This window comes from Bacillus sp. WMMC1349, assembly GCF_013155385.1.
GTDB lineage: Bacteria > Bacillota > Bacilli > Bacillales > Bacillaceae > Bacillus.
The window spans coordinates 271,838-295,374 of sequence record NZ_JABJUQ010000007.1; the positions used below are offsets into that span (position 1 = coordinate 271,838).

20 protein-coding genes and 2 pseudogenes are annotated in these 23,537 nt (G+C 36.6%); 11 read left to right on the top strand and 11 right to left on the bottom strand.

Annotation, left to right across the window (positions count from 1 at the left end):
• The first annotated feature begins 79 nt into the window (after positions 1-79).
• A complete protein-coding gene (locus HOO54_RS03950) occupies positions 80-1,150 on the top strand; it encodes a DUF3900 domain-containing protein (protein WP_172292775.1) in 1,071 nt (356 codons plus the stop codon).
• Positions 1,151-1,204: 54 nt separating this feature from the next.
• On the opposite strand, the gene HOO54_RS03955 is transcribed toward HOO54_RS03950, so the two are convergent.
• Complete coding sequence (locus HOO54_RS03955) at positions 1,205-1,861, bottom strand: pentapeptide repeat-containing protein (protein ID WP_172292777.1); 657 nt, start codon at positions 1,859-1,861, stop codon at positions 1,205-1,207.
• Positions 1,862-1,989: 128 nt separating this feature from the next.
• Here HOO54_RS03955 and HOO54_RS03960 point away from each other — a divergent pair, with 128 nt between their 5' ends.
• The 7 genes and pseudogenes from HOO54_RS03960 (at position 1,990) to HOO54_RS03980 (ending at position 7,872) form a co-directional block, all read left to right on the top strand.
• Positions 1,990-3,492 carry a class I adenylate-forming enzyme family protein gene (locus tag HOO54_RS03960; RefSeq protein WP_172299316.1) on the top strand — a complete coding sequence of 501 codons (1,503 nt, stop codon included), beginning with the start codon at positions 1,990-1,992 and terminating at the stop codon, positions 3,490-3,492.
• The gene (locus HOO54_RS03965) at positions 3,489-4,703 is read left to right on the top strand and encodes an MFS transporter (protein WP_172299318.1); all 1,215 of its coding nucleotides are present in this window, start codon (positions 3,489-3,491) and stop codon (positions 4,701-4,703) included. The genes HOO54_RS03960 and HOO54_RS03965 overlap by 4 nt, the downstream gene beginning before the upstream one ends.
• Positions 4,704-4,847: 144 nt before the next feature.
• Entirely contained in the window at positions 4,848-5,678 is an 831-nt protein-coding gene (locus tag HOO54_RS03970; RefSeq protein WP_172292779.1) for a PPC domain-containing protein, read from the top strand.
• A 76-nt stretch (positions 5,679-5,754) separates the two neighbouring features.
• Positions 5,755-5,880 carry a hypothetical protein gene (locus HOO54_RS24660; RefSeq protein ID WP_301539270.1) on the top strand — a complete coding sequence of 42 codons (126 nt, stop codon included), beginning with the start codon at positions 5,755-5,757 and terminating at the stop codon, positions 5,878-5,880.
• 602 nt (positions 5,881-6,482) lie between these two features.
• A pseudogene (locus HOO54_RS03975) lies at positions 6,483-6,575 on the top strand (helix-turn-helix domain-containing protein); the annotation flags it as partial.
• A gap of 81 nt (positions 6,576-6,656) precedes the next feature.
• Entirely contained in the window at positions 6,657-6,740 is an 84-nt protein-coding gene (locus HOO54_RS25090) for a putative holin-like toxin (protein WP_375335819.1), read from the top strand.
• A 385-nt stretch (positions 6,741-7,125) separates the two neighbouring features.
• Positions 7,126-7,872 carry a MerR family transcriptional regulator gene (locus tag HOO54_RS03980; protein ID WP_172292781.1) on the top strand — a complete coding sequence of 249 codons (747 nt, stop codon included), beginning with the start codon at positions 7,126-7,128 and terminating at the stop codon, positions 7,870-7,872.
• Between the two features lie 101 nt (positions 7,873-7,973).
• Here HOO54_RS03980 and HOO54_RS03985 read toward each other — a convergent pair whose 3' ends face one another.
• Complete coding sequence (locus tag HOO54_RS03985; protein ID WP_172292783.1) at positions 7,974-8,381, bottom strand: RDD family protein; 408 nt, start codon at positions 8,379-8,381, stop codon at positions 7,974-7,976.
• A 165-nt stretch (positions 8,382-8,546) separates the two neighbouring features.
• Here HOO54_RS03985 and HOO54_RS03990 point away from each other — a divergent pair, with 165 nt between their 5' ends.
• Both HOO54_RS03990 and HOO54_RS03995 read left to right on the top strand, forming a co-directional pair.
• Complete coding sequence (locus HOO54_RS03990; RefSeq protein ID WP_172292785.1) at positions 8,547-9,578, top strand: YecA family protein; 1,032 nt, start codon at positions 8,547-8,549, stop codon at positions 9,576-9,578.
• Positions 9,579-9,643: 65 nt separating this feature from the next.
• Positions 9,644-11,734, top strand: coding sequence for a class I SAM-dependent methyltransferase (locus HOO54_RS03995; protein WP_172292787.1), 2,091 nt, complete (start codon positions 9,644-9,646; stop codon positions 11,732-11,734).
• Between the two features lie 329 nt (positions 11,735-12,063).
• Here the strand turns inward: HOO54_RS03995 and HOO54_RS04000 are convergent, their stop codons facing one another.
• Positions 12,064-13,146: a DUF5105 domain-containing protein gene (locus tag HOO54_RS04000; RefSeq protein ID WP_172292789.1), complete on the bottom strand. Its 1,083-nt coding sequence runs from the start codon at positions 13,144-13,146 to the stop codon at positions 12,064-12,066.
• A gap of 536 nt (positions 13,147-13,682) precedes the next feature.
• Here HOO54_RS04000 and HOO54_RS04005 point away from each other — a divergent pair.
• Positions 13,683-15,176 carry an amidase gene (locus HOO54_RS04005; protein WP_172292791.1) on the top strand — a complete coding sequence of 498 codons (1,494 nt, stop codon included), beginning with the start codon at positions 13,683-13,685 and terminating at the stop codon, positions 15,174-15,176.
• Positions 15,177-15,336: 160 nt separating this feature from the next.
• On the opposite strand, the gene HOO54_RS04010 is transcribed toward HOO54_RS04005, so the two are convergent.
• From HOO54_RS04010 to HOO54_RS04045, 8 genes and pseudogenes are all read right to left on the bottom strand, one after another.
• Positions 15,337-16,035, bottom strand: a complete 699-nt coding sequence (locus HOO54_RS04010) for an ABC transporter permease (protein ID WP_172292793.1) — start codon at positions 16,033-16,035, stop codon at positions 15,337-15,339.
• A gap of 4 nt (positions 16,036-16,039) precedes the next feature.
• Entirely contained in the window at positions 16,040-16,957 is a 918-nt protein-coding gene (locus HOO54_RS04015; RefSeq protein ID WP_172292795.1) for an ABC transporter ATP-binding protein, read from the bottom strand.
• The gene (locus tag HOO54_RS04020; protein ID WP_172292797.1) at positions 16,958-17,887 is read right to left on the bottom strand and encodes a sensor histidine kinase; all 930 of its coding nucleotides are present in this window, start codon (positions 17,885-17,887) and stop codon (positions 16,958-16,960) included.
• A complete protein-coding gene (locus HOO54_RS04025) occupies positions 17,884-18,588 on the bottom strand; it encodes a response regulator transcription factor (RefSeq protein ID WP_216664707.1) in 705 nt (234 codons plus the stop codon). The genes HOO54_RS04020 and HOO54_RS04025 overlap by 4 nt, the downstream gene beginning before the upstream one ends.
• 104 nt (positions 18,589-18,692) lie before the next feature.
• Complete coding sequence (locus tag HOO54_RS04030) at positions 18,693-19,454, bottom strand: hypothetical protein (RefSeq protein ID WP_172292799.1); 762 nt, start codon at positions 19,452-19,454, stop codon at positions 18,693-18,695.
• A gap of 14 nt (positions 19,455-19,468) precedes the next feature.
• Positions 19,469-20,278, bottom strand: a complete 810-nt coding sequence (locus HOO54_RS04035; protein WP_172292800.1) for a hypothetical protein — start codon at positions 20,276-20,278, stop codon at positions 19,469-19,471.
• Positions 20,279-20,508: 230 nt separating this feature from the next.
• Positions 20,509-21,183: pseudogene (locus HOO54_RS04040) on the bottom strand (ATP-binding cassette domain-containing protein); the annotation flags it as partial.
• A 254-nt stretch (positions 21,184-21,437) separates the two neighbouring features.
• Positions 21,438-23,465: a YfaP family protein gene (locus HOO54_RS04045; protein WP_172292804.1), complete on the bottom strand. Its 2,028-nt coding sequence runs from the start codon at positions 23,463-23,465 to the stop codon at positions 21,438-21,440.
• Positions 23,466-23,537 lie beyond the last annotated feature (72 nt).

Consider the following 23,537-nt stretch of genomic DNA (forward strand, 5'->3'; position numbering starts at 1 on the left):
CTGTTTCTGAAATTGACGAAAGATTAGCATTTCCCTATACTTGAAGAACTGAACAATGAGGAAACAGGGTGAACAGAAGATGGATTTTGAGATTCGGTTTATTTCTTTTTACGTCATCCAAGTAGATGGCAAAGATGAACAGGCAAACAAACAGTTTAAACATTTTCAGACGCTTGATACAACAGAGTTTGAACATAGTGAACTGAAAGATTTTTTAGATGGCGAACTCAAAAAAATTGTTAAACGGAAAGCAGAACGGCATCCTAAATCAGAACAGGTGCCAACGAAAATCGGCCGCTTTATTACTGAACCTGGACATGACCTAGACTCCAATCCGAATTACAATTTGTTTCATCGGACAAAAGAAGCGACAACAAAAGAAGACTTCATTGAACTGAGTGAACAGTTTGTCCGTACATACCTTGATACGAGTGCTGTCAGAGGCGGGGTATTTTTAGTGGCTTCCGCAGTACCGCGCAAGTACTTCGATGATGCATTTGTCTTTGTGATGAAATGCGATTTCGAACCGAAAGTCGCTTCGATTGCAGATGAAGCTTCATTAATCCAGAAGGTTGAAATGGCGATTACTACGAAAAATATGAAATCAATTCAATATCCATACATGCCTGAAGAAGGCATGACAGAAGAAAGCGAAGTCAAAATTCATCAGTCTTCACACGCGCGTTATTTTGAAGATTTCTTAAAGTTTGTTGAATATGGTGAATCAATGCCGCAAATCATGAAAACACAAGTGATGAATATGGTACAGGAGCATGTATATGAAGCATTATCAGACACAAGTGAGGAGCGCCAGCAGTTTGAACATGATCTAGAAATTTGGGAAGCTAGTGAAAAGCGCGACATTCAAGAACGCCTTGACACACATCAGGTGATCGAAGCTGCTGCACAAATGATTGAACATGTTCCAGAGGCTGAACTGAAAATGAAACTAGGTGAAACAGAGATTAAAGGACCTTTAGCTGAATTTGGAGATACGATTCATCTCGCCAAGGTGAATGGTCGCTATGTGGCACTAATTGAGGCTGAGACCATTTCGTTTGAAAAAGGAAGTTCACCTGTCGAGTTTTATAAGCCTGAAGGGCTTCATCAGGTGATTGAGAGGATGACAAAGCGAAAGCATGAGGAGTAATTAATATGTGCTTGTCGACAAAGCCGTTTAAAGGTTTGATCGACAAGCTTTTTTTTATTCTTCTTCTGGAACAATAAGCCCAAGCGATTTAGCAAATCCGACAGCTTGTTCAGAAGAGACGATACAACCGTTCAGCTTATCTAGAGAAACAGTGATATGATCAAATGTACAGCTTCTTAAATCAAGCTTATTTAATTCAGTTCCTGAGAAATTTGCCTCATTGAGATTACACTTGCTAAAATCCAATTGTTTGTGTTTGATTTCGTAAAAATCGGCATTTTCGAGTGAGCAATCTTGAAAACAAACTTGTTTAAAGTTTGCAAAGCCGAATGAGCCATATTTGGCTAAACATTGATCAAATAAAACATTTCGAAAAGTTGCCTCTGAAAGATTTGCTCCTATTAGTTTACAATTGTGCAGCTCTGTTCGATGGATAATCGCACCGCTGAAGTCAACATTTGATAAATCACACGAATCAAAAACAACATCTGTCAATTGTAGGTCACGAAAGGAGACATTTTGAAACACTGATTTTTTAAAAACCATTTTTTCGAATTCAAGCTGTTCAAATATTTGATCAACAATTGAAATATCTTGAATGACACCATTGAAGTAGTGTTTTTCAGCATTGATTTTCTCATCAAACTGAATCGGAATGAAGTTTTCAGGGAGTCGTGGGGCGCTTAGCTTCGTCTTTTTGTCAGGTTTCATACAAATACACTTCCTTTATATGTATTCGAGTAGAATATGAAAAGTTTTACAGTTGATAGATCATGCATTAAAATGAAAGAGTATTAACTGTTTTTGTGAAAAATGATTAAATTTGGAGATGAGAAATGTTGAGTACACTTCAGCACTTTATCTACTATCATATGGAAAAATCAGCTGAATTGGAAGCATTGTCTGGCGGGGACAGAACATTGTCGTTTATGGAGTATCATGATCGGGTCAACAAATTGGCTCAGTTTTTGCTAGAGAAAGGTGTTCAAAAGGGAGATTGTATTGCGATATTGTGTAAAAACAATCATCATTTCCCGGTTATTTTACTTGGGGCATTGAAAATCGGTGCGGTCGTTGTTCCATTAAGCTGGCAGCTGACTACTTATGAAGTAGAGGGAATTTTGAAAAATAGTCAGCCAAGTGCCATCTTTTATGACAGAGAATTTGCTCCTGTTTTTTCACCGCTCGGTCAATACCTTCAGTCGTCACTTATGATTGAAGCTGGAATTGGAATGAATACAACAGAAGAGTTTGAAGATATTTTTATGAAGCGACCATCTCAGCTAACCATAGAGCAGGTGGCAGAAGATGATTTGGCATTATTGTTATTCACATCAGGGACGACCGGGAATCCAAAAGGCTGTATGGTGAATCATGGTAGTTTGGCTACCTATTTAACGGATCTACGTATCAATGGAAAGCAACATAGGGGTACCCGGTTTTTAGCGTGTCATCCTTTATATCATATGAGCTCACTTAATCATATTCTTCAAGGTGCCTTTGGGGGAGTTACACTGCATTTTTTATGGGAACCTAAACCAGTTGAGATTTTACAAGAAATTGAGAAAAAACAGATTCATATGATGATGGCGTTTCCATCTGTTTACACATACATGTTGGAAGAAATGAAAAAACGGCCGTTTAACCTGTCATCAATTAGCGCTTTTATTTCCGGCGGGACAAAGGTTCCGACGCGTTTGTTCAAGGAATTTAAAGATTATGGAGTGATGATGGTTCAAGGATACGGCAGTACTGAAGCATGGACAGTTAGCTCATGGAGACCTGACATGGGCTGGGACAAAGTCCATTCAGCCGGAAAACCGATTCCGCGTGTCAGTGTCAAGATCAAAGATCCAAGGACACATGAGGAGCTTCCGCCAGGTGAAGTGGGGGAAGTCGTCATTAAAAGTCCGTATGTTTTTGCAGGATATTATCAAAACCGACATGCTACAGAAAAAGTGTTGAAAGATGGGTGGTTTTATATGGGGGACTCCGGTTGTCTTGATGAAGAAGGATTCTTGCATATAACAGGTCGCTATAAAGATATTATTGTTTATGGCGGAGATAATATTTATCCTCACCAAGTCGAAGACATTATTGAACAAGTGCCTGGTGTCATTGAGTCTGCTGTCATCGGTGTTCCAGATGAGGTGTATGGCGAGACTCCAAGGGCATATGTTGTAGTAAACGAAACATATCGTCCGGGAAAGGAAGATATCATATCTTATTGTAAAGAACGGCTAGCAAACTATAAAGTACCTGACATCATATTTGTTAAAAGTCTTCCGAAAAACAGACTAGGCAAAATCGTTAAGCATGTATTACGGGGGGATTGCATCTGAGTCGGTCATATTATGTTATCTTAATGAGTCAATCTACTACAAATTTAGGATTTGCGCTTTACACAATGCTTGTCACACTCTATGTTTATAGTGTGACAAGTTCTACAGCGATAGCTTCTATAATCACCTTAATTAGTCTCCTTTTCCGAATGATAGGCAGTGCAACTCTTTCATTGTTATCAAACCGTCGATCATTTCGATTTTTATTGATCGCTTCACAAAGTGTACAGCTTGTTTTCTTATTATGTTTAGTGTGGTTATTTCGTCAAAGCTATTCAGATATGCTGACAATTGCTTTCATGTTTTGCATCGTTTCGATCATCTCGTTTTTTAATGGGTGGTTTGCCCCTATAAAAAGCACAATCATTCGCTCAGTTGTTGTAGAAAACCAAAGAGTTAAAGCGAATGGCTTAATATCTGTAACCGATCAAACGTTTCAATTAATTGGCTGGGCTTTTGGAGGAATCACCTTATCTTTTTTAGGAAAAGATTTTACATTATGGATCACGATTTCTTTAGTCGTCGTTTCACTTTCCTGTTTGTGTTTTCTACAAATCAAACAGAAGCAAGTTGCAATGGAATCCCCTTTTAATCGTTTAAAAAAGGGTTGGTCAACTTTATTTCAACATCAAGACCTTAAAGTGTTGCTGGTCATGGATTTAGTGGAATCTTGGGCAGGTATGATTTGGACGGCGTCTGTTTCGTTAGCATATGTCAGTCAAGTTTTACATAAGGAAGAAGCTTGGTGGGGATATATAAATGGTGCTTATTATTTAGGAACAATCATTGGCGGATTTATCATCTTTAAAGTTTCCGATAGACTACAAAAGAACTTACTCTTTTCTATGTTTTTAGGAGCGATTGCATATGGAGTCTTTACTGTAATATATGGTTTACTTTCAAACCCTTATGTAGCACTCATCTTTGTGCTGTTGATGGGACCTGCTTTTGTTTTGCGTGATTTATGTCAGGAAACCTTTATTCAAAATTGTCTAGACGAGAATATGTTGGCTGATATCATGGCGGCAAGGTCTACCCTCATTCAGTTGATTTATATGTTATCGATTATTGGGATCGGTGTGATAACAGATGTGGTTGGGGTTCGTTTCGTATACGTAGCTTGCGGCATTTTACTATTAATAGCCGCTTTTTATGGGACCTTTCATTTCTTTGGTAGGAGTCCTCGCCAAAAAGAGTCTCTTGATGGTTGAGGTTGTGAAATGTTTAGAAAATGTTTAAAATGCAGTGGATTTTTCTAGCTTTTTTCAATTTTGTCTTTAAAATGAATTTTTGATGCGATATAAAGAAGGGGGAGTTCCTTTTGTGGTCATCACTTAAATGGGAGGCAAGTGCAAATGAAAAAAGGTTTATGTCTATTGATATTAAGTGTTTTATTGATAGCTGTTCCTGAGTACTCAGCTGTAGCGGCCAATGTTCATGAAGACGAGTATGAACCTAATGATTCCCTTGCTTTAGCTCATGATATAGGATTGTGGAAATATAAATTGATTTCGGCAACGATCCATAGTGAAAGTGATAAAGATTACTATAAGTTTTATGCCTCAAAAGGAGATCAACTTGCTATTCATCTCAGGGAAATCCCGGCAAATACAGATTATGATCTTTATTTATTCAAAGATTCCTATCACTACCCTGCCGTAGCCTCTTCCGAAAGAACAGGCAATCAAAACGAAATAATTCGGTTTGATGTACCTGAATCAGGAAGGTACATTGCGGCTGTACTTTCTAAAAATGGAACATATGCTGGATGGGGATTTTACAGATTGGAATTCATAGATAGGATTAAAAGCGGTTACTATACCGCAAATCTGTCACCATCATCGATATCCAGTCCAGGAAAAGGAGTCGCTTCTCCGCTAGCTGTAGCGAACTTGAAAAATGTTTCAACCATTCCTGATGGAGCGATTGTAAAAAGCGTCTCAGCCGAGGGAACGATCTCTCCAAGCCTTGGTCACACCTATCGAGAAGTACTCAATCAAGAAGAAGGGGTGTGGCACACAACAGTTTCTGGGGGGACAATGTTCCGTGATATGAAAGCGGAACTGGGCTTACCTGTTAAAACCATTTGGAATGTCAGGTACTATTCACTTGCTCACAGCCGTTCTACCTGGAGATCACCACAACTGAAGATCAATTATCAATATGATCAAACATACGGTTGGTGAAATGGGTTAAAATTTGAACGATAAATAAAAATTCACTTTTAGCCATGAAAGGAGCTCCCATGACGATTAGAGAGACATGGCAAAACTTTCACTTTATACAGAACTATTGATGAACTCAATCGATAAAAACCAGTTATCAAAACATCAGGTAACAGGCGAAACAAGCGCAATGAAATGGTCACCATTGATCGACAGCGTTTAAATAGCCAGATGGAAGAGGAGTAAACTCAGAAGGGTATCAAGCTTGCCAAACATCAAAACCTTACAGCTTGTTGTGAAAAAAACATGTATGGAAATGAAATAAGGCGGTTCCCTTTCTGTTTGTAATTCAGGAGCAAGACAGGATAAAAATGAATATTTCTATGAGGGAAAAGTAGTTATTTGGAGACATTCATAATTTTCGGATTCCTCGAACAAAAAATAAGAACGGGGTTGTCGAAAGTAGTGTGAATGAATAAAAATTGGGAAATTTGCTCGTTGTACCTGCAGGAGTCTCGCAATTCCCCCTGAATTACGTTGAAACAGCTCCATTCTCACCCATGAAAAAGAAACAACATAAATCTCTGGATGATCAGTCCAGGGGAAACTAATAACAATCAATCCTCATTTACAAAAAAAGATTGAATGCAAGCTGTTGCTTTTTATTTCCCTTCCTCACGCAATAAACCATAAAATATTGTTCCTTTTCCGTCCGAAATCCTATGCGGTGAAAAGTCTATATCTTCCATAAGTTTTTATTAAGATACATAAAGAGACACTCGAACCATTAGTAAACAAGTGTTTATATTGTTGTTTTTCTTCATTGAAGGAAATATGACAGTAAAACACATTTGTGAAATCACAAATGTGTCAAGAGCCTCACTATATAGGAAACGATCTAAGGAGAATACAAATTAAGGTTGGTCATAAAGAGTGGTATGATAAAATATTCAATGTACAAAGTTTTGGCTCACTCCCGATCGAAAGGGGGTGAGAACTATGTCAACTTATCAGTGTTTAACTTTGATGTTTATGTTTGGAGTGTTTATTCTGACATTGTTGACATACCTCAAAAAGAAATAGACCACCCTTGAGACCTGGAAAGTTACAGGGGTAGTCTATTTCAAAAGAAATGATACAATTGAGCTTTGGCCGCTTTTGGCCTGCTTTGTACATTGGACTCGACTGCTGGCAACAGTCGAGTCGTATTTTTTATTTTATGCAATATTTTAGAAGTTAAACTTAATTTAATCCTATATTTATGATAACACAAAAAACAATTCTTGCAATGTACGAGATCTACAAGTCCGCATCTGGCTGGATGATTCGTTGTTAAATCTGACACCATCTTAAACATAGTTGTTGAGAAAAAGTAATGCAGGCTGTAGCTTGCTTATTTTTTTTAAAAAAAGTATTGACTCTTCCGTTACGTGATACTTTATAGTCAATAAGGAAGGGAGGACACATCATGAAAGTTAAAGAAGTTGCTGATTTAGTCGGCATTAGTGTGCGCACACTGCATCATTATGATGAAATCGGCTTGTTAACACCAGCTGAGACGACAGAGTCTGGTTATCGACTTTATTCAAATGACGATTTGGAAAAGTTGCAGCAAATCTTATTTTTTAGAGAGTTAGACTTCCCTTTGAAAAAAATTAAAACGATTCTCGAGAGTCCTTCTTATAACCGGTATGAGGCACTACAGCTACATCGAAAAATGCTGCTTGAAAAACGGAACCGAATCAATCTCATGATGACGACAATTGACAAAACGATTCAATCTATGAAAGGAGAAATTACTATGACAAATGCTGAAAAATTTGCCGGTTTTGATTTCAGTCAAGATCCGTACGAAGCGGAAGCCCGTGATCGATGGGGTGATGACGTCATTGACAAAACCAAAGCTAAAATGGCTGCTAAATCTAAACAAGAACAAAAAGCGTTCGCACAGCAATTTTCTGAGATTTACGAAAAGCTTGCCGAAGTTCGACAGTGTGCACCTGATTCAGAACAGGCACAGTCGGCGATTAAGGTATGGTATCAGTTTTTAAATCATGAAACTGGACACCACTACACGCTTGAAGCATTTAAAGGTTTGGGACAGATGTATATTGATGATGAACGTTTTACGAAGAACATCGATCAATATGGTGAGGGCTTAGCAAAATTTATGTCTGAGGCCATGACAGTCTTTGCGGAGCGGAATGAAGAGTAAATAGATAGTAGGGGCATTGTGAAAAGATGCCCCTTTCTGTATGTGTTAAGCTGCTCTTCGAAACCCCACATCCATCAAAATGAAATTTTTTACATTTAAAGCTAAATAACTTCTTTTTTACCTCGGTTTACTTTAATAACGTATGTTTTGGCTGCAAGGTCATGCAAGCCTTGTTTTTTTGTGTGAAAAGCAACTACGAGAAAAAGAAGCCTAATGAACAGCTGAATCAATAAAAAGAGAAAGCCTCTAACTACAGCCTGCCAAACTTTAATTCGTTGTCCATTTTTAGCCGAAACAATGCGAAGTCCAAAAACCACTTTCCCTATCGTACCTTGTAGCTTTGTTAAGGGAAGAAGGAAGATGTATGAAATGATAGAAACCAATAAGACGATGGTTCCATCAGTATCACTGAAGAGACTATAATCAAAAATAATAGTAGTTAAAATAACAATTAATACAACATCGACAAGAAAAGCGCCGACGCGAATCCAAAAACCTGCAAACTTCATTGTGTATTTCTTCCTTCCATTTTTCAAATAACATTATCCATCTTATAGCTTAATAACCATTTTGAAAATAGGATATTCACCCTATTTTACGACTTGCCGATTTTCCTCCCGTTCAAAGTTTTGATAGAATAAATAAGTTATAGTTTAGTATACGGAGGTTTCATTGTGAAAAAAGTAAAGAGAAATATGCCTTGCCCTTGTGGTAGTGGACTAAAATATAAAAAGTGCTGTGGCCATACAAATGCTAATTTACAAATTGTTGTGGAGCGGGAGCTGAAGCAACTGCAAAAAGATGTCATGGAATTTGCTTTTACAGTACATAAAGAGACACTTGATCAATTCCTACATCAATATTCTTTTTTAGCAGATTTAGAGGAATCAGCACAAAAAATATCGATTTTTAACTTAGGCGTATGGGGGGTCTTTTCACAGCCGTTAGCAAAGGGAGGATTGACGATTTTCGAAGATTATTTAAAAGAAAACGACTCCTCTATTCTTAGGTCACAAACGAAAGAAGCTATTCAATCATGGAAAGATCTCGTCCCAGCTTTATTAAGGGTGATCGATATAGCAGACCATGAGATGCATTTTGAAGATACTATTTCTAAAGAACCACTCATCATGAAAATGAGTATGAAGCGAGAAGGACCATTTATCGGTGATTATGTTCTTGGTTTTCCGATCAAAATTGGCGATCATAAAGAATTTTTCCTGCAATTTACCATCTATCCTAAAAAGCTGATTAAAAAGATAGAAGGGGCTTTGAAACCGTTTAGTGGAGAAACAAAGCAGTTCATGAAAGAAAAATTCCCGCAATTTTTAATGAAACTCTGTCATGCTAAAGAAGGATCTTCTCAAGAAATTGAATGGGCTAATGAGATGGAAAAAGAAACAGCGCATGTTATCGAAAAGGGATTGCTTACTGAAGGTCATTCAGAGGCATTTATTTCTTGGGCGATCGGTCTTTGGCAATCGTACTGCACTAAAAAATCGCCAATCATTAAAAAAGCTGAAGCTTTTGCTGCTGCTTTAGAGTATTTTATCCATTCGGTTTCCAAATCAGAAAAATCAGTATCACAAGCTAAGCTTGCGAAAAAATACGGTGTGAGTGCTTCAACTGTGTCAAATCGTTTTAAGGATATTGAAGTTGTCTTGAAAGAAGAACTAGATCAATATCTTGAACAGCTACCTTGTTAAAAATATATCATCGTCTGCCGACTTTAAGAGTCGGGCAGGCGGACTTAAAAAAGAGGGAAGACGTTATGCGTTTACAATCATTAAATATCATTGAGAAATTGAAAAAGGGTGATCGCTCTGTCTTACGGCAAACGGAATGGTTAAAATACCTTTACTTAACAAAACAGCAAAACGTTAATTTGGAACGTGTTCCTTCATTAAAAAAGATGCCGAGTCACCCCGTTTTCCTCTATGTTGAAAGAACACTGCACATTTTAGAGAAAGCTGATATTCCTGATCATGAACAAAAAATCATTGAAGAAGTCCTTGTCTGGAGTGAAGTAGCCAAATGTGCCCTGCCGCATCAGCGAACAGAGTGGCATAATAAGGGGTTTCAACTCGCTATTCATAATATCGGTTCCGCGCAAATTTATGATGATAAAATCACATCTGACCGAACAAGTGTTGAAGAACTCATCTATATCTTGATTTTGACACACGGTCTTGTTGGACAATATATCCGCGGAGAAACGCAATATCAGCAATTTTCACCATTGATTGACTGGCTAGAGCGTTCAAAACGAATCAATCTCAATATGAAACGAGTCCTCTATTGGCTAAACAAATGTATCATTGCCGCTGTTTCTTTAGAGCTTTGGCAATCGATTGAGGAAGATGTTAACCGGGTGATTGCACAAATTGTGAAGAGAGAGCGCAATCAGGAATGGATATTTACAGAAAGGTTAAAACGATTGCGTCAACAAGCGCTTTATATGGGAGAAGATATCAATTATTATCAACAATTTCTAAAAGAACATGAAGCAGAAAAGGTGCTGCAGGATTTTTTTAAGAAGGTAGATTTATGGTATGTTGAATCAGCACTTTCGTCTTTTACCTTTGAGGAGTTTGTTAAAATCTTTTTGCTCATCCGTCGTTCTGTCAATCTTTTATCGGTTAGGCAGATTAGTTTTGAACCGTTGATGAAAGATATTTACCGTGATTATCAGGGTGTGCGGCATACGAATATTTATAAAAAACGAATTATTGAAGCGTGCTTGAAGGAGATGTCCATTTCCGACTTACTTCAAGGAGATGTACCTGTTAATGAACATGTTTCATTGTCTATTCAGCCATTTGATCATGCTTTAGAAATCATCGGTGTCACTTTTACTTTTTCAAAGGCTGGGTTAAAGTTGATAGAGTTCTGTCAGGAAGCAGAAAAATCTCCATTATATGAACGGGCAATTGTTCTTCTGTATGATTTTTTTGATTTTCGCAAAGATTCATTTGATCGCCTTCAAAATGAACAGGCTTATTTATTTGACATGAACAGTGCTGAAGATTATAAAAAAAAGATTGCGGATTATGCGGTCGGAGAAAAAATGCTAGATATTGGTGCCGGAGGAGGCGTCATGCTAGATTTGTTGACAGAACGTCATCAGAAGGCAAAAGTCATTGGGATTGATTTGTCAGTCAATGTGATTGAAGAGTTGCAAAAAAGAAAGGTTCGTGAGCGTAAGCGCTGGGAAGTTATGCAGGCAGATGCGTTGGACTTATCGGAATATATTGACAAAGAAAGTGTTGACACCATTGTGTTTTCATCTATTCTGCATGAAATGTTTTCTTATATTCCTTATGAGGGTAGAAAATTTAACGATCGTGTCATTGCTAAAGCATTAAAAAGTGCTTTTGATGTACTGAAACCAAATGGCAGAATCGTGATCAGAGATGGAATCATGACAGAAAATAAGCAGGAAACACGGCGAATTCACTTTAAAGATTCAAGTGGAATGGATTTCTTCAAAAGGTATCTCCATGATTTTAAAGGGCGGAAAATTCACGTATTGGGTATAGAAAAGGATGCGGTGACACTTTACATTAATGATGCAATGGAGTTTCTTTATACGTATACTTGGGGAGAAGAAGCGTACCCGCATGAAGTACAGGAGCAATTTGGTTTTTTTACCCCGTCAGAATTTCGGGCTTCTATTGAAAAAGAACTAGGTGATTGTGCCAACATTCTTGTGTTTGAACATTATGTACAAGAAGGTTATGAAGAACATCTTTCTCCAAAGGTTGAGATTACTGATCACAATGGGAAGAACGTTTCATTGCCTGACAGTACTTGTTTTATTGTCATTGAAAAGAGCTGTTCTAGAAAGGTCATAAGTAAATGACCTTTTAGACAGCTTTTTCTACATTAAAATAGATACAAAAATTCGCTTTTCTTAAATGTGAGTGACCAAACAAACATGAAGAGGTGGACGTTCAACGTATCACACACAAATCAAGTTGGGTCATGCCAACGGCACTCACCGAACACCTACTAGCCGCCTTTCCGGAGTGATCAAAGAACAAACGCTCTGGCGTTGGCTTCCATAGGCTTCATTCAATTTGTATATAAGGGAACGAATGCTAAACGACTGTCGACAATCCAATCCCACAAAAAAGGTGAACCGCTCAGGGGCAGTTCACCTTTTTTAGGTACTTTTAAACAGTACCTATTCTAGTTTGTTCCATAGAAACTAGAGAAATAGTCTTCTGCTGAGTAGCCATTAACGTCAAGCTGCCATTTCCCATCTTTCGTTTTTTTCATCTTAACGTCAATAGTTTTTTCAGTTGAGGCAGTTTCTGCATGTTTGAATTCTTCAGCTAATATATCAATTGTAGGATTAATCAAATCTTCTCTAGAGATGTAATCTTTTCCGCTTTTTTTCCCGTATTCCTCTATTCTTTTCTGTACTCTCTCTTTAACTCCTGAGGAATCAATAGGTGTAATCGTTGCTTTAACAGTTGCCTCGTTATCTGTATTATTGATACTTACAGTTTCTAAATGAAGTTTAGATTTTTCCTTATAGGTTTGTTGGACAGCACTGATTAGTTTATTGAGTTTCTTTTTATTGATTGAATCACTTTCATAGATATCGAAACTTCGAGTAAATGATTTTTGAGCGCCTTCAAGATAGTCTGTGACAATTTTTCTTTTATTTTCACCTGTTAATGTTTCGAAGTCACTATTATCTTGACCGAATAGTGTAATATCTGTGTAAGCTTGTAATGCTTGTGCTGGTTCTTGAAGTTTCTTAGCAGAATCCATAAAATCATTTCCGTCTAAATTGAATGTTAATGTTTTACCTTTTTTAGTACCACGCAGAGAAGGTGTATATTCGAGTTGATATTTTTCGCCTTTGTCAACTTTATAATAAAGAGAACCTTCAATTGATTTATCAGGGTTTAGATTTTCATAGCCGATTCTGTCATCATAAGATGTCTCATCGGAAACTTTGGATTTACCTTGATAAAGGCTGAAATCATCATTACTAACTTCTAGAGGTTCTTTGCTTGTATTTTTAACTGATACTTTTACTTTTAAGATGAGTTCGTTTTCCCCAAGGTTTGTTGCTATTTTATACTCAGGAAGTGCATACTCGGTGCTGACTATTTCCACTTTTGCACCGTTTTCACCTTCTGCTGTCTTTTCATCTTTACTTGCACTTTTACTGTCACTACCTTTACTTCCGCCACATGCAGTTGCAAAAATAGCTGTGAACATCAAAAGCATGATTAAAAGTAATTTTTTGCTTCTCATGTCATTCTCCTTTTTCAATATATTTTTTCATTGTTATGTAAATGAAAATAAGTACTATGCCAAAAAACACATTTTAATAAAGGTCCAGTGTACCTTTTTTAATCGTTGTATCTTAAGTAAAAGAAACAACAACACTATTTTATAGTTTAACTGATTATTATGAAATAGGTGATAAATACTAATTTCGGACAACAAATTGCAAGTTTAGACAAGATAATAGAGTTAATGTAGTAAATAAAGACTAAAACTTTAGAATTAATATATATCCATTTTCATAGAAAAATTATCCTTGTTTTGTTATTTGAAAATGATGAATAGGACTCAAAAAAAGCATTAAATAAGGATAAAAGACTTTTTAATCTTCATAAATTGAGTGGATAGTATGTGATTCTAAAGACCTGTCTGATTATCAACCTTAATGTCAGTTTAAAATTTTGTAGTTCTAAATAACCAGTTCGGGTCAGTAGCGTGATTGAAATTGATAAGGTGACCATGAACAATCAAGTTGATAGACTATTGATTAAGGAGGGTGATGAATGAACACAGTTGAATATATGACGAATGATGCGTTGACGTTATCCAAACTTATCAAGAATCGTCAAGTATCAGCATATGAGCTATTGGATGCTGCTTTTGCCCGTTTAGAAGAAGTCAATCCACAGTTAAATGCGGTGATTCGGACAAGAAGAGAGAAAGCAGTACACGAAATTGGGCATCTTGATCTGGCAGACCAGCCATTTGCTGGCATCCCGATTCTTTTGAAAGATATTTCTCAAGCGATAAAAGGGGAGCCGCTGACAGCTGGGGCAACACTTCTTCAATCACATATTACACAGCAAGATTCAAATTTTGTTGCCAAACTGCGAAATGCCGGGTTTTTGTTAATGGGTCAAACCAATACGCCTGAATACGGATTGAAAAATATTACCGATCCGGACTTGTATGGTGCGACACGAAATCCTTGGAATATTGCCCATTCGCCAGGCGGATCAAGTGGTGGGGCAGCAGCCGCTGTCGCATCAGGTATCGTTCCAGTTGCAGGTGCGAGTGATGGTGGGGGGTCTATTAGAATTCCCGCTTCTTTTACAGGGCTTTTCGGCTTAAAGCCAACTCGTGGTAGAACACCGGTTGGCCCCGGAATCGGTCGACAGTGGCAAGGAGCAGCGATTGATTTCGTTCTTTCCCGAACTGTCAGAGACAGTGCGGCATTACTCGATATTTTGCAGACGATTCAACCAGAAGCCGCTTTTCAAACACCATTATTCCCAGAAAAATATGTTGAAGATATGAAAAAAGGGCCTGGGCGTCATTTAAACATTGCATTTTCTATAAAGTCCCCTGTTGGTACACCTGTCAGTGATGAGGCGAAAGCTGCAGTTCATAAAACTGTGGAGTGGCTCAGTGAACAAGGACACCATATTGAGGAACGAACCAATGGTGTTGACGGTCTTCGTTTAATTGAAAACTATTATTTGATGAATAGTGGTGAAATTTCTGCAATGATCTTACAAATGGAGCAATCACTGGGGAGACCGATCACAATCCATGACGTTGAGATCGTCACATGGGTGTTGAATGAAGCCGGTAAAAAAGTGACGGCTGCCGAATTTACCGCCAGTCTTGCTTCTTGGGATACAGCAGCTGCACAAATGGCAGACTTTCATAAAACATTTGATTTGTATGTGACACCTGCGACAGCTTACTCGGCTCCTAAAGTTGGTGAGCTAACCCAGACGCAAAAGGAAGTCGAAACGCTAATGAAGGTCAGTGGGATAGAAAAAGATGAACAACAGTCACTCATTTATGAGATGTTTTTGAAAAGTCTCACCTATACACCATTCACACAGCTTGCCAATTTAACTGGCCAGCCGGCAATGAGTGTTCCGCTCCACATCACTGAAAGCGGGTTACCAATCGGTGTTCAGTTTACAGCGCCAAAAGGAAAGGAGCATTGGCTGTTACGAATTGCATATGTATTGGAACAGTCGGAGTTGTGGATAGGTATGAAGGGGAATCCGATGTTTGCTTAGATGTGAATCTGCAAAAGATCAAAGGGGCTGTCCTGAAAGTCAAGAATTTGCTCGCTTTCCGCGAGCCTCCTCGGAGCTCGTTCCTTGCTCCTGTGGGGTCTCGCAATTCCCCCTGATCATGTTGATAAAGGATTTTTTAGATATTTCGATCATGAAAGAGCTATTTTTTTTCTAATCTTGCATACAGCCAATAACTGATAAAAGCTCCTAAGATGCCTAAAATGAAAACCTTAATTAGTTCAAATGGCGAATGAAGCTTTTCAATCATTAAACTTGTGAAATAAGGATTAAAGAATTGAAGATCTGCTACTAAATGAATAATAGCTAATGATTGGCCGACAAAGACAACAGATAAGCCGGCTAGAAAACTTTTAAACATTAGTGTAAACGTAATTGAGATCATAGCTAAGCTTATCTGACATAAAACCATTTGAAATCCTAAAGAAAAACTCTGAAAGAAATATTCTGATTTAAAAGAAGTATTTGCTAAAAAGAAAAACAGCAATAAAAACCCGCTGATGATAAAGAACAAGCTTGAGATGATCATCATAAAAACGGTGATTAATTTACTTACATAAAACGATGCTAACTTATAAGGGTAGGCATGATATAGGATTGTTTTTTCTTCATTGTATTCTCTTATCAAGATAACACTTGACATATATCCAAAAAGAAAAGGACCCGGAAATAAATTGATAGCAATGGTGATATAAGACATGACTCTGCTCCAGTTAGTGGAGGATAGCGATAGTAAATAAAAGGCAGTCGAAAGGAGAGTGAATATGTTCATGAATATAAAAAGCGAAAAAATTTTAGTTCTTTTTAATTTTAAAATTTCAACTAATACTAAATGATACATGACACTATTTTTCCCCTTTTATTTTCTGTAAAAAGTGACTTTCCAAAGAGCATTTTTCACGTTTTATTTCATGGACTTCTATTCTATGTTTCATCATCTCATTGAGTATTTCAGAAGTAGTTTTCTTTTGATCAAATATTTGAATACACCTGTCACCAGTCACTTTATAATGCTCAATATGTAATTGTGTTTCTAAAATAAATGCAGCTTTGCTCACATGATTGACTCTAACCAAAATATATGTGCTTCTTTTTTTCTGAATCTCACCTTTATCTAAATGATCTATCATCTCTCCGTTATGTAACAGTCCGATTCTGTTACAAAACTGTTCAATATCTGTTAAAGTGTTGCTGGCAACTAATAGCGAACTTTCATAGTATTGTGATGTAGATCGGATTGCATTTTTCAACTCTTTCGTTAGTTGAAGATCCAAACCAATCATTGGCTCATCCAATATGATCAATTCAGGATAGTTTAAGAATGCCCTGGCAAGACCAACTCTTGCTTTCGTTCCAAATGATAAATTTCTGATCACTTGGGAGGCTTGGTCTAACACGTGAAACTTTCTTAACACTTCATGAATACGTTCAGTAGAAGGGAAACCCATCAACCGACGATGAATATCTAAATTCTCAAATACGGTTAAATTGTCATAAAAATGTTTAATATTTAAAAATGAACCGACTCTGTTATAAACATCTTTGTTTTTTCTAGTACTGACTACATGACCAAAGAGTTGAATGTTTCCTGCTGTTGGTCGAATATCATTTAAGATCAATCTAAGAAGAGTGGACTTTCCAGCACCATTTTCACCTATTAATCCATAAACATCACCTTTATCAATTTTCATATTTATGTTTTTAATGACAGTCTTATTTTTAAATGTTTTTGATAAACCTTCTGTTTCTAAAACAGGTTGCACTTAAACCTCTCCTTTTGAAACCTTAGGTATACTAAATGTAAAAGCTGTCTTTTCAAATGGAACACTGCTTACTTTCATTTGCCCGCCTTGTCTTTCGACAAGCTCCTTACATATTGTTAAACCTAAGCCGGACCCACCGTTATTTCTTGATGAATCTGCTTGATACGATCTTTTAAAAATATGAGGTAAATCGCTCTCAGAAATACCTTCCCCTTTATCCCATATCTCTATCATGACATTGTCTTCTAGTTCTTTTATATTGATTCCGATCACTTTCCCGCTAGCTCCATACAACAACGCATTGTTCAGTAAGTTATTGATAATGCGCTCCAAAGATAGTTTATTAGCGAGTACGATGATGTCCGTTTTCGGTGAAGAATAATCCAGCTCTATCCCATTTTTCTCGAACTTATAATAAAATTCCAAAATCGTATTTTCAATAAAGTTGGGCAAGTGAATCTTATCAACAGATAGTGGCTGTACATTTGATTCTATCTTTGAAAAATCAAAAAAATCTCTTGAGATCATCCCCAATTTTCTAGATTTTTCATAAACAATTGAAAGATATTTCTGTTTTTCTTCGTGGGAAAGGTCATTGTGTTCATTCATCATGACTTCTAGGAACCCCATAATTGATGTTAATGGTGTACGAATATCATGTGAAATATTTTCAATAAGATCCCGTCTTTCTTCATCCATTTCAGAGACGACTTTGGTTAAATGTCTATACTTGTTAATAAATTGATTGATTGTGATGGCGAGATCTTGCAAATACACATGAGATGACTTTACTTGAACAAAGGAGAATAACTCTTGATCCATGACAAATTCCACATTTTTAGTTAATTGTTTGATTTTCAGGTTCATGTTTATTTTATCAATGATAAGGCTGATGATGATGCAACATAAAATCAAGATGATATACATCATTGTTTGTTATCTCCTGCAATTCGGTAGCCAATTCCCCATACTGTCTGAATATATTTAGGTTTTGAGGGGTTAGCTTCTATTTTGCTTCTTAATCGATTGACATGGACAGTAACAGTATTGTCATCTGTATAGTAGTCTTGTCCCCATACAATATTAAATATTTGTGACTTACTGAATACCTTTAAAGGATGCTTCATAAGCAGTTCGAAAATTAAAAATTCTTTGGCGGTTAATTCGACATTTTTTCCCGCAACTTGACAAGTGTGATGATCACAGTTAAGTTCGATATTTCCATAGCGTAGTATAGTATCTGTTGGTGAAGAATGAGCTTCATTTAAATATAGAAAGCGCCTTAACAATGCCTTTACTCTAGCTAACAGTTCTCCAACTCTAAACGGTTTAGCAAGATAATCATCTGCACCAAGATTCAAACCTAAAACTTTGTCACGCTCTGAGTCTTTAGCACTTAAAATTAAAATAGGTATATTATTCGTTTGTCTCACCTTTTCTAAAATGTCTAATCCGTTTATGTTTGGCAGCATCAAATCAAGGATGAGCAGATCAAAGGGGTTTTGTTCGAGAGCTTCCAAAACACTTTCTCCATTAAAAACCGTCATGACATGGTAACCCTCATTTGTTAAAGAACGTTTTACTAACATGCTAATGTCTAGATCATCTTCTACAAGTAAAATTGATGACAAATTTTATGCACATCCTTCCAGTTGCCTTTATTTTAGCGTTTGCATTGGAAGTTTTCAATCGATTTTCTAAAGGGTAAAAAAAACGGAAAAGCAGCATATGAAAACTATTTCATCCACTTTCTTTTTTTCCAAATGATGAGTGAGAGTGAAAAAGAACAGATCATGATGATACAGAAGAATAATGCAATCTTTGCAACATTGTCTTCATGAAAATAATCAAAAAGGAATTTATCTCCCACTATAAATAGGGCAAACTCTTCTTTTATATACATCAATGATGTAACACCGACAAGGTAGACAATATAAGACATAATGACGTTAGGAAATAGTAAACTAAACAAGCTGCTAAGTCCTAATGATGTAACCATTATCATAAAGATAAACATATAATATTTAAGTTCATAGAAAAAGGCAGCTTTGCTTTGATAGGTTAAACCATTCTTAAAATAAAATGTTGTTTCTGTTACATGGGGTGATAACATTTTCCCAACCAATCCAAGCAGCCAAAAGACTAAAACAATTCCTACAATCGTTAAAAACAATATCATCCACTTTGAAATAAGGATATTAATTAATTTGTTCGGCCGAATCGCTACCATTCTTAAACGGCCAGTTGTGTATTCACCATTTAAACTGCTAATCGTAAAGATAGGAATAAGAATCATATTAAGAACAAAGAATAACTTAGAGATGAAAAACACTGAGAAGTTTAAAGAGTTAATCTTTGTATAATGATCATAATCATACTGTCCCACCTGTAGATTGAAGAGTAAAAATAACAGGATGATTGGAAATAGAATGAGTGTGAAAATCGTAAACTTTTTATTCATCATACGTTCACATTCGCTCATACATAGATTGAACATTTTTGTGAGTCCTCCTATAAATAAAAGTCTTTTCTAGAAAAATGAATAGTTGTTAACAAAAGAAATAAAAAGATGTAGTCAGCCTGAACCAAAGTGATCCATACGAGTGCATGTATATTTGCCAGTGCTTGTGTAATGCCTGTGAATTGGATTGAAATTAACGAGAAAAATTGCGGCAATTGATTCATTTCAAACAGGTTCATTAATACACCGCGCATAAACATCGAGAAAACAATAAATCCAAGGTTGGCACTTAACGCTATCGTATTGGAAGAACTGATAGAGCTAATAAATATAAAAACAGCTGTAATAGAAATTAAAGCTAAAAAAGCTAAAGCATAATACTTTATGCCATAAATATAGCTTTCTAAGTTTGAAATCGGATTGATCTGATGAAACACATAAAGAGAGTTCGTTTCACTAAAATAAAAGTGACCAATGATAAAAGAAGATACATAGAAAATGATGAATACGCAAAATTGATAGAGAATGACAACCATTAACTTAGAGATAAAAATTTGCACAGCTGTATATCTTCTAAGCAATATGAATCGAATTTGGCCACTTCTAAATTCATCTGTAAAACTAAAAACAGTTAATAATATAGCTAAAGCGTTAAAAAACGGAATGAAAATCTCCGCTAAGCTTAGTACCGGGAAATTAGAAATATATACGTATTCAGGATTTGTAGGATCTAATGCAGCATTTTGGTTTGAATAATAACTGGCTAGCGCAACAACAAAAAACGGGACGACATAAATTACGGTAAGGAAAATTTTTTTGCTTAATAATCGCTCCCACTCGCTATAAATTAAGGATTTCATGAAGTCATCATCTCAATAAAGATATTTTCCAATCGTTGTTCTGATTTTTCGATGTTAGTGATGTTGATCTGATGACTATTTAATTTATTTTTTATCTGATTGATCTCATCTTCTGTACAGGTGATTTTTAACGTTTTAGAACTGATTTTTTGTAAATGGTAAGAGCCGTTCAATAAATGATATGCTTTTGTAGCATCTGGTGAAGTAATGGTCCAAATTGATTTTTTTAGAAGTTCTTTAATATTTCCTTGCCATTTTGTCACACCTTCATTGATCATCACTAAACGGTTACAAATAATCTGCAAATCGTCTAACAGATGACTTGAAATAAAAAAAGTAATCCCTTTTTCTCGTTGCAATGTTAAAATGAATTCTCTTAAAAACTTCATTCCCATAGGATCTAAACCATTTGCTGGTTCATCCAAAATGATAATTTCAGGGTTGCCAAGTAATGCTTGGGCAATTCCTAATCGCTGCTTCATCCCAAGAGAATATGTTCTCACCTTGTCATCTGCTCTCTGATGAAGATCGACAATTCTCAAAACTTCATCGACTTTTTCTAATCTTTTATTTTTAGCAACTGTAGGATGCAATTTAATTAGATTCAGTAAATTTTTCCTTCCGCTCATATAGTCAAAGAAAATCGGGGATTCCACAATTGCACCCACTTTGCTAAGTGCTTTTTCGCGCTCATTAACAACAGAGTGATTGAGTATCTTTATTTCACCATTAGTTGGACAGACTAACCCGGTTAAAATCCTGATAAAGGTTGTTTTACCAGAACCATTGGGACCAAGAAATCCGCATACATCACCTTGATAAAGGTCAAAGTTAATATTCTGCAACAGCTTACGTCCTTTAATACGTTTGGAGATACCTTTTACTTCAACCACTTTGTTATGCATGATTAAGTCCTCCTTGTTTAAATCAATGATATTGATATCATACAAGGTGAACATAACGAAAATCTAAACAATGTCTTAAAAAACAATTAAATATGATAAAGGTAATTAAGAGGAAAAAAAGGGGGATGCTCTTCTATTAAGACATAAACTGAGTTATTTCCCGAGAAATATAAGAAAAACCGATAAGACTGTCGATGAATTATCCAAAAAAATAGGGTGGAAAAATATGAGATATATTTCTCCGCCCGTTTTATTTAATCCCATCTATCAATTTTAATGAATCTAGTAGAAAGTTTATCTGTTACTCTTAATGTTAAATCCCAAGGATGATCCATTGAGTAGCCAATACCACACGCACTTGCTTTATCAGCATTAGCAATAGGAGTTTGGGCAGTGTATGCTTCAAGTGTTCTTCTGATAGGTCTTAAATCAGCCTTAAGCGTTTCGTTAAAGAAGCCTCTGCCTTTTCCTTCTGATAGATCCTTCACACCTTCTAATAAGAAGAAAATATGTTGACCTATAGCATAAACTGGATTCTCACCCCAAAGGTTAGGGGAAGTTGTGATCCCTCTCACCTTTACAAAGCTATTCGTTTCAACGCTCCATGAATCATTAGAAGATATATGTTGGATTACTGGTTGTTGCCCTTTTTTGTAAACGAAATCGAATACATCAGGATGACTACGATAGCCAGTGTTGCCAGCAGTACCAATGTGAGTATAAATCTTACCATTGATCTCTAATTCTACTTTATAAGGCGTGCTTCCATTTCCACGCTCAGCATAATTTTCAACAAAGAAGCGATAACGTCCTTCCGGAGCATTGCTTGTCCAGCGAATGTTTTCTACAGGAGCAGAATTACGGTGGTCTCCACCATTCATATCAATATCCAAATAACCTCCACATCTCCCGTTTTTGCTACCGTAGTAAATGTGTTCACCATATGGTGTAATGCAGTGTATATCAAGATCAGTATACCCTTCCCATATGAGGGAAGCACGAATTTCATTATTTTCATAACGTCCGCCGGCTTCCTCGACACGTCTTCTGATCTCACCATCAATACCACCGTGGTAATACCAAGAGAATGTATTCTCCCAACTTAGAATATGTGGTGCATGATCATCAGCAGCCGTAACTAAAGCCATTAATCTACTAGGGTGATCGACTAAGGCTTCAATGTTTTGTACGGTTGGTAATACAGTGCGTTTGAATTTTTCCCAAGTCATGACTGTGTTTGGAACAGTCATTTTATGAGCAGGTTGCTTTAACTCTGGGGTAATGTGGCCAAATACCCCGGCAGACTGGGGCGTTTTGCTAAACCCTCTGTTTTGCCATAAGAAAGAAGGGATTTCTTCGTACAAAGCATATCGTCTTTTTAATGATTCAGAGATGCCCAGCTTTTCAACAACTCGTTCTGCTTCAAGAATAGCACTAGCAGACGGACCTTGTTGAGAGCGCATGTAATGAGCGGGATCCATCTTTTCTTTGAAACGTCGGGCAATCAGGTCAGTTGATAAACCGTCTTCAATATCATTTAGTAATGAACCTAATACACTGCTTCGAACACTAGTGAAACCTTCAGGAGCTGTAGCTGCTAACAACCAAATAAGGGCTTCTCTTCTATGAGAACTTTGAATAGCTTCTACTTTTTCGATAGATTGTTTAAACCATTCAGCCATTGGTCTTACTCTTTCTCCGCGATATAGAGTACCTGAATGAATGAAAGTCAATGCCTTATCAACTGTATCAGTAGAATAAGAAATGAAAGCAGTTGTTAGTGTTTCAAATTGTTGTTTCTTTTCAGCCATTGCTTGATGAGCATTTTTTAGCATAGAGCGATTCGTCATCTCTCTTGGAAGCTCTAATGCAAGGTGAGTCCATTGACCGGTACGTGGAGTCCCTAATCTCTTTTCATCAGGTAAGAAAACACCATTTACTCGTGCATTTATGACTGCTTCTTTCATTGCTTTAACAGCTGGAATGAAGAATGTTGGTGTATGGTCAACATCCCAAATGACAGAGTGTGTCCGACCAGTGTCATCAATCGTAACAAGATGACCGTAGCGATTAATAAACCGGCGACATTCAGAACAAGTGTAATGCTGTCTAGCTTCAACAGGAATGTTCGCTAAGTACAAATCGTACAAATTTTTCACATCTGTTTTAAATAATTTTTTACTGCCAGCTATTGATTTAGTGAAGAATATGTTAATATCCTGTTTAAACTGTAGAGAGCCATCTCTTTTACTGTCTTCGGTCGTGTATATGTAGTTGGTCATATGATTCTCTCCTTTGAATTGACCTGAATCTCCTTATTTTAAGTGATTTTCTTAATGAAGAAAAGACATTAC

Bases quoted from the DNA above. Each gene is read 5' to 3' on its own strand.
- HOO54_RS04020 (WP_172292797.1), bottom strand. From the start codon at position 17,887: ATGATGTATATCATCTTGATTTTATGTTGCATCATCATCAGCCTTATC.
- HOO54_RS03950 (WP_172292775.1), top strand. From the start codon at position 80: ATGGATTTTGAGATTCGGTTTATTTCTTTTTACGTCATCCAAGTAGAT.
- HOO54_RS04000 (WP_172292789.1), bottom strand. From the start codon at position 13,146: ATGAGAAGCAAAAAATTACTTTTAATCATGCTTTTGATGTTCACAGCT.
- HOO54_RS03955 (WP_172292777.1), bottom strand. From the start codon at position 1,861: ATGAAACCTGACAAAAAGACGAAGCTAAGCGCCCCACGACTCCCTGAA.
- HOO54_RS03985 (WP_172292783.1), bottom strand. From the start codon at position 8,381: ATGAAGTTTGCAGGTTTTTGGATTCGCGTCGGCGCTTTTCTTGTCGAT.
- HOO54_RS04005 (WP_172292791.1), top strand. From the start codon at position 13,683: ATGAACACAGTTGAATATATGACGAATGATGCGTTGACGTTATCCAAA.
- HOO54_RS24660 (WP_301539270.1), top strand. From the start codon at position 5,755: ATGGCAAAACTTTCACTTTATACAGAACTATTGATGAACTCAATCGAT.
- HOO54_RS03980 (WP_172292781.1), top strand. From the start codon at position 7,126: ATGAAAGTTAAAGAAGTTGCTGATTTAGTCGGCATTAGTGTGCGCACA.
- HOO54_RS04035 (WP_172292800.1), bottom strand. From the start codon at position 20,278: ATGAAATCCTTAATTTATAGCGAGTGGGAGCGATTATTAAGCAAAAAA.
- HOO54_RS04010 (WP_172292793.1), bottom strand. From the start codon at position 16,035: ATGTATCATTTAGTATTAGTTGAAATTTTAAAATTAAAAAGAACTAAA.
- HOO54_RS04030 (WP_172292799.1), bottom strand. From the start codon at position 19,454: ATGTTCAATCTATGTATGAGCGAATGTGAACGTATGATGAATAAAAAG.
- HOO54_RS04045 (WP_172292804.1), bottom strand. From the start codon at position 23,465: ATGACCAACTACATATACACGACCGAAGACAGTAAAAGAGATGGCTCT.
- HOO54_RS03970 (WP_172292779.1), top strand. From the start codon at position 4,848: ATGAAAAAAGGTTTATGTCTATTGATATTAAGTGTTTTATTGATAGCT.
- HOO54_RS03995 (WP_172292787.1), top strand. From the start codon at position 9,644: ATGCGTTTACAATCATTAAATATCATTGAGAAATTGAAAAAGGGTGAT.
- HOO54_RS25090 (WP_375335819.1), top strand. From the start codon at position 6,657: ATGTCAACTTATCAGTGTTTAACTTTGATGTTTATGTTTGGAGTGTTT.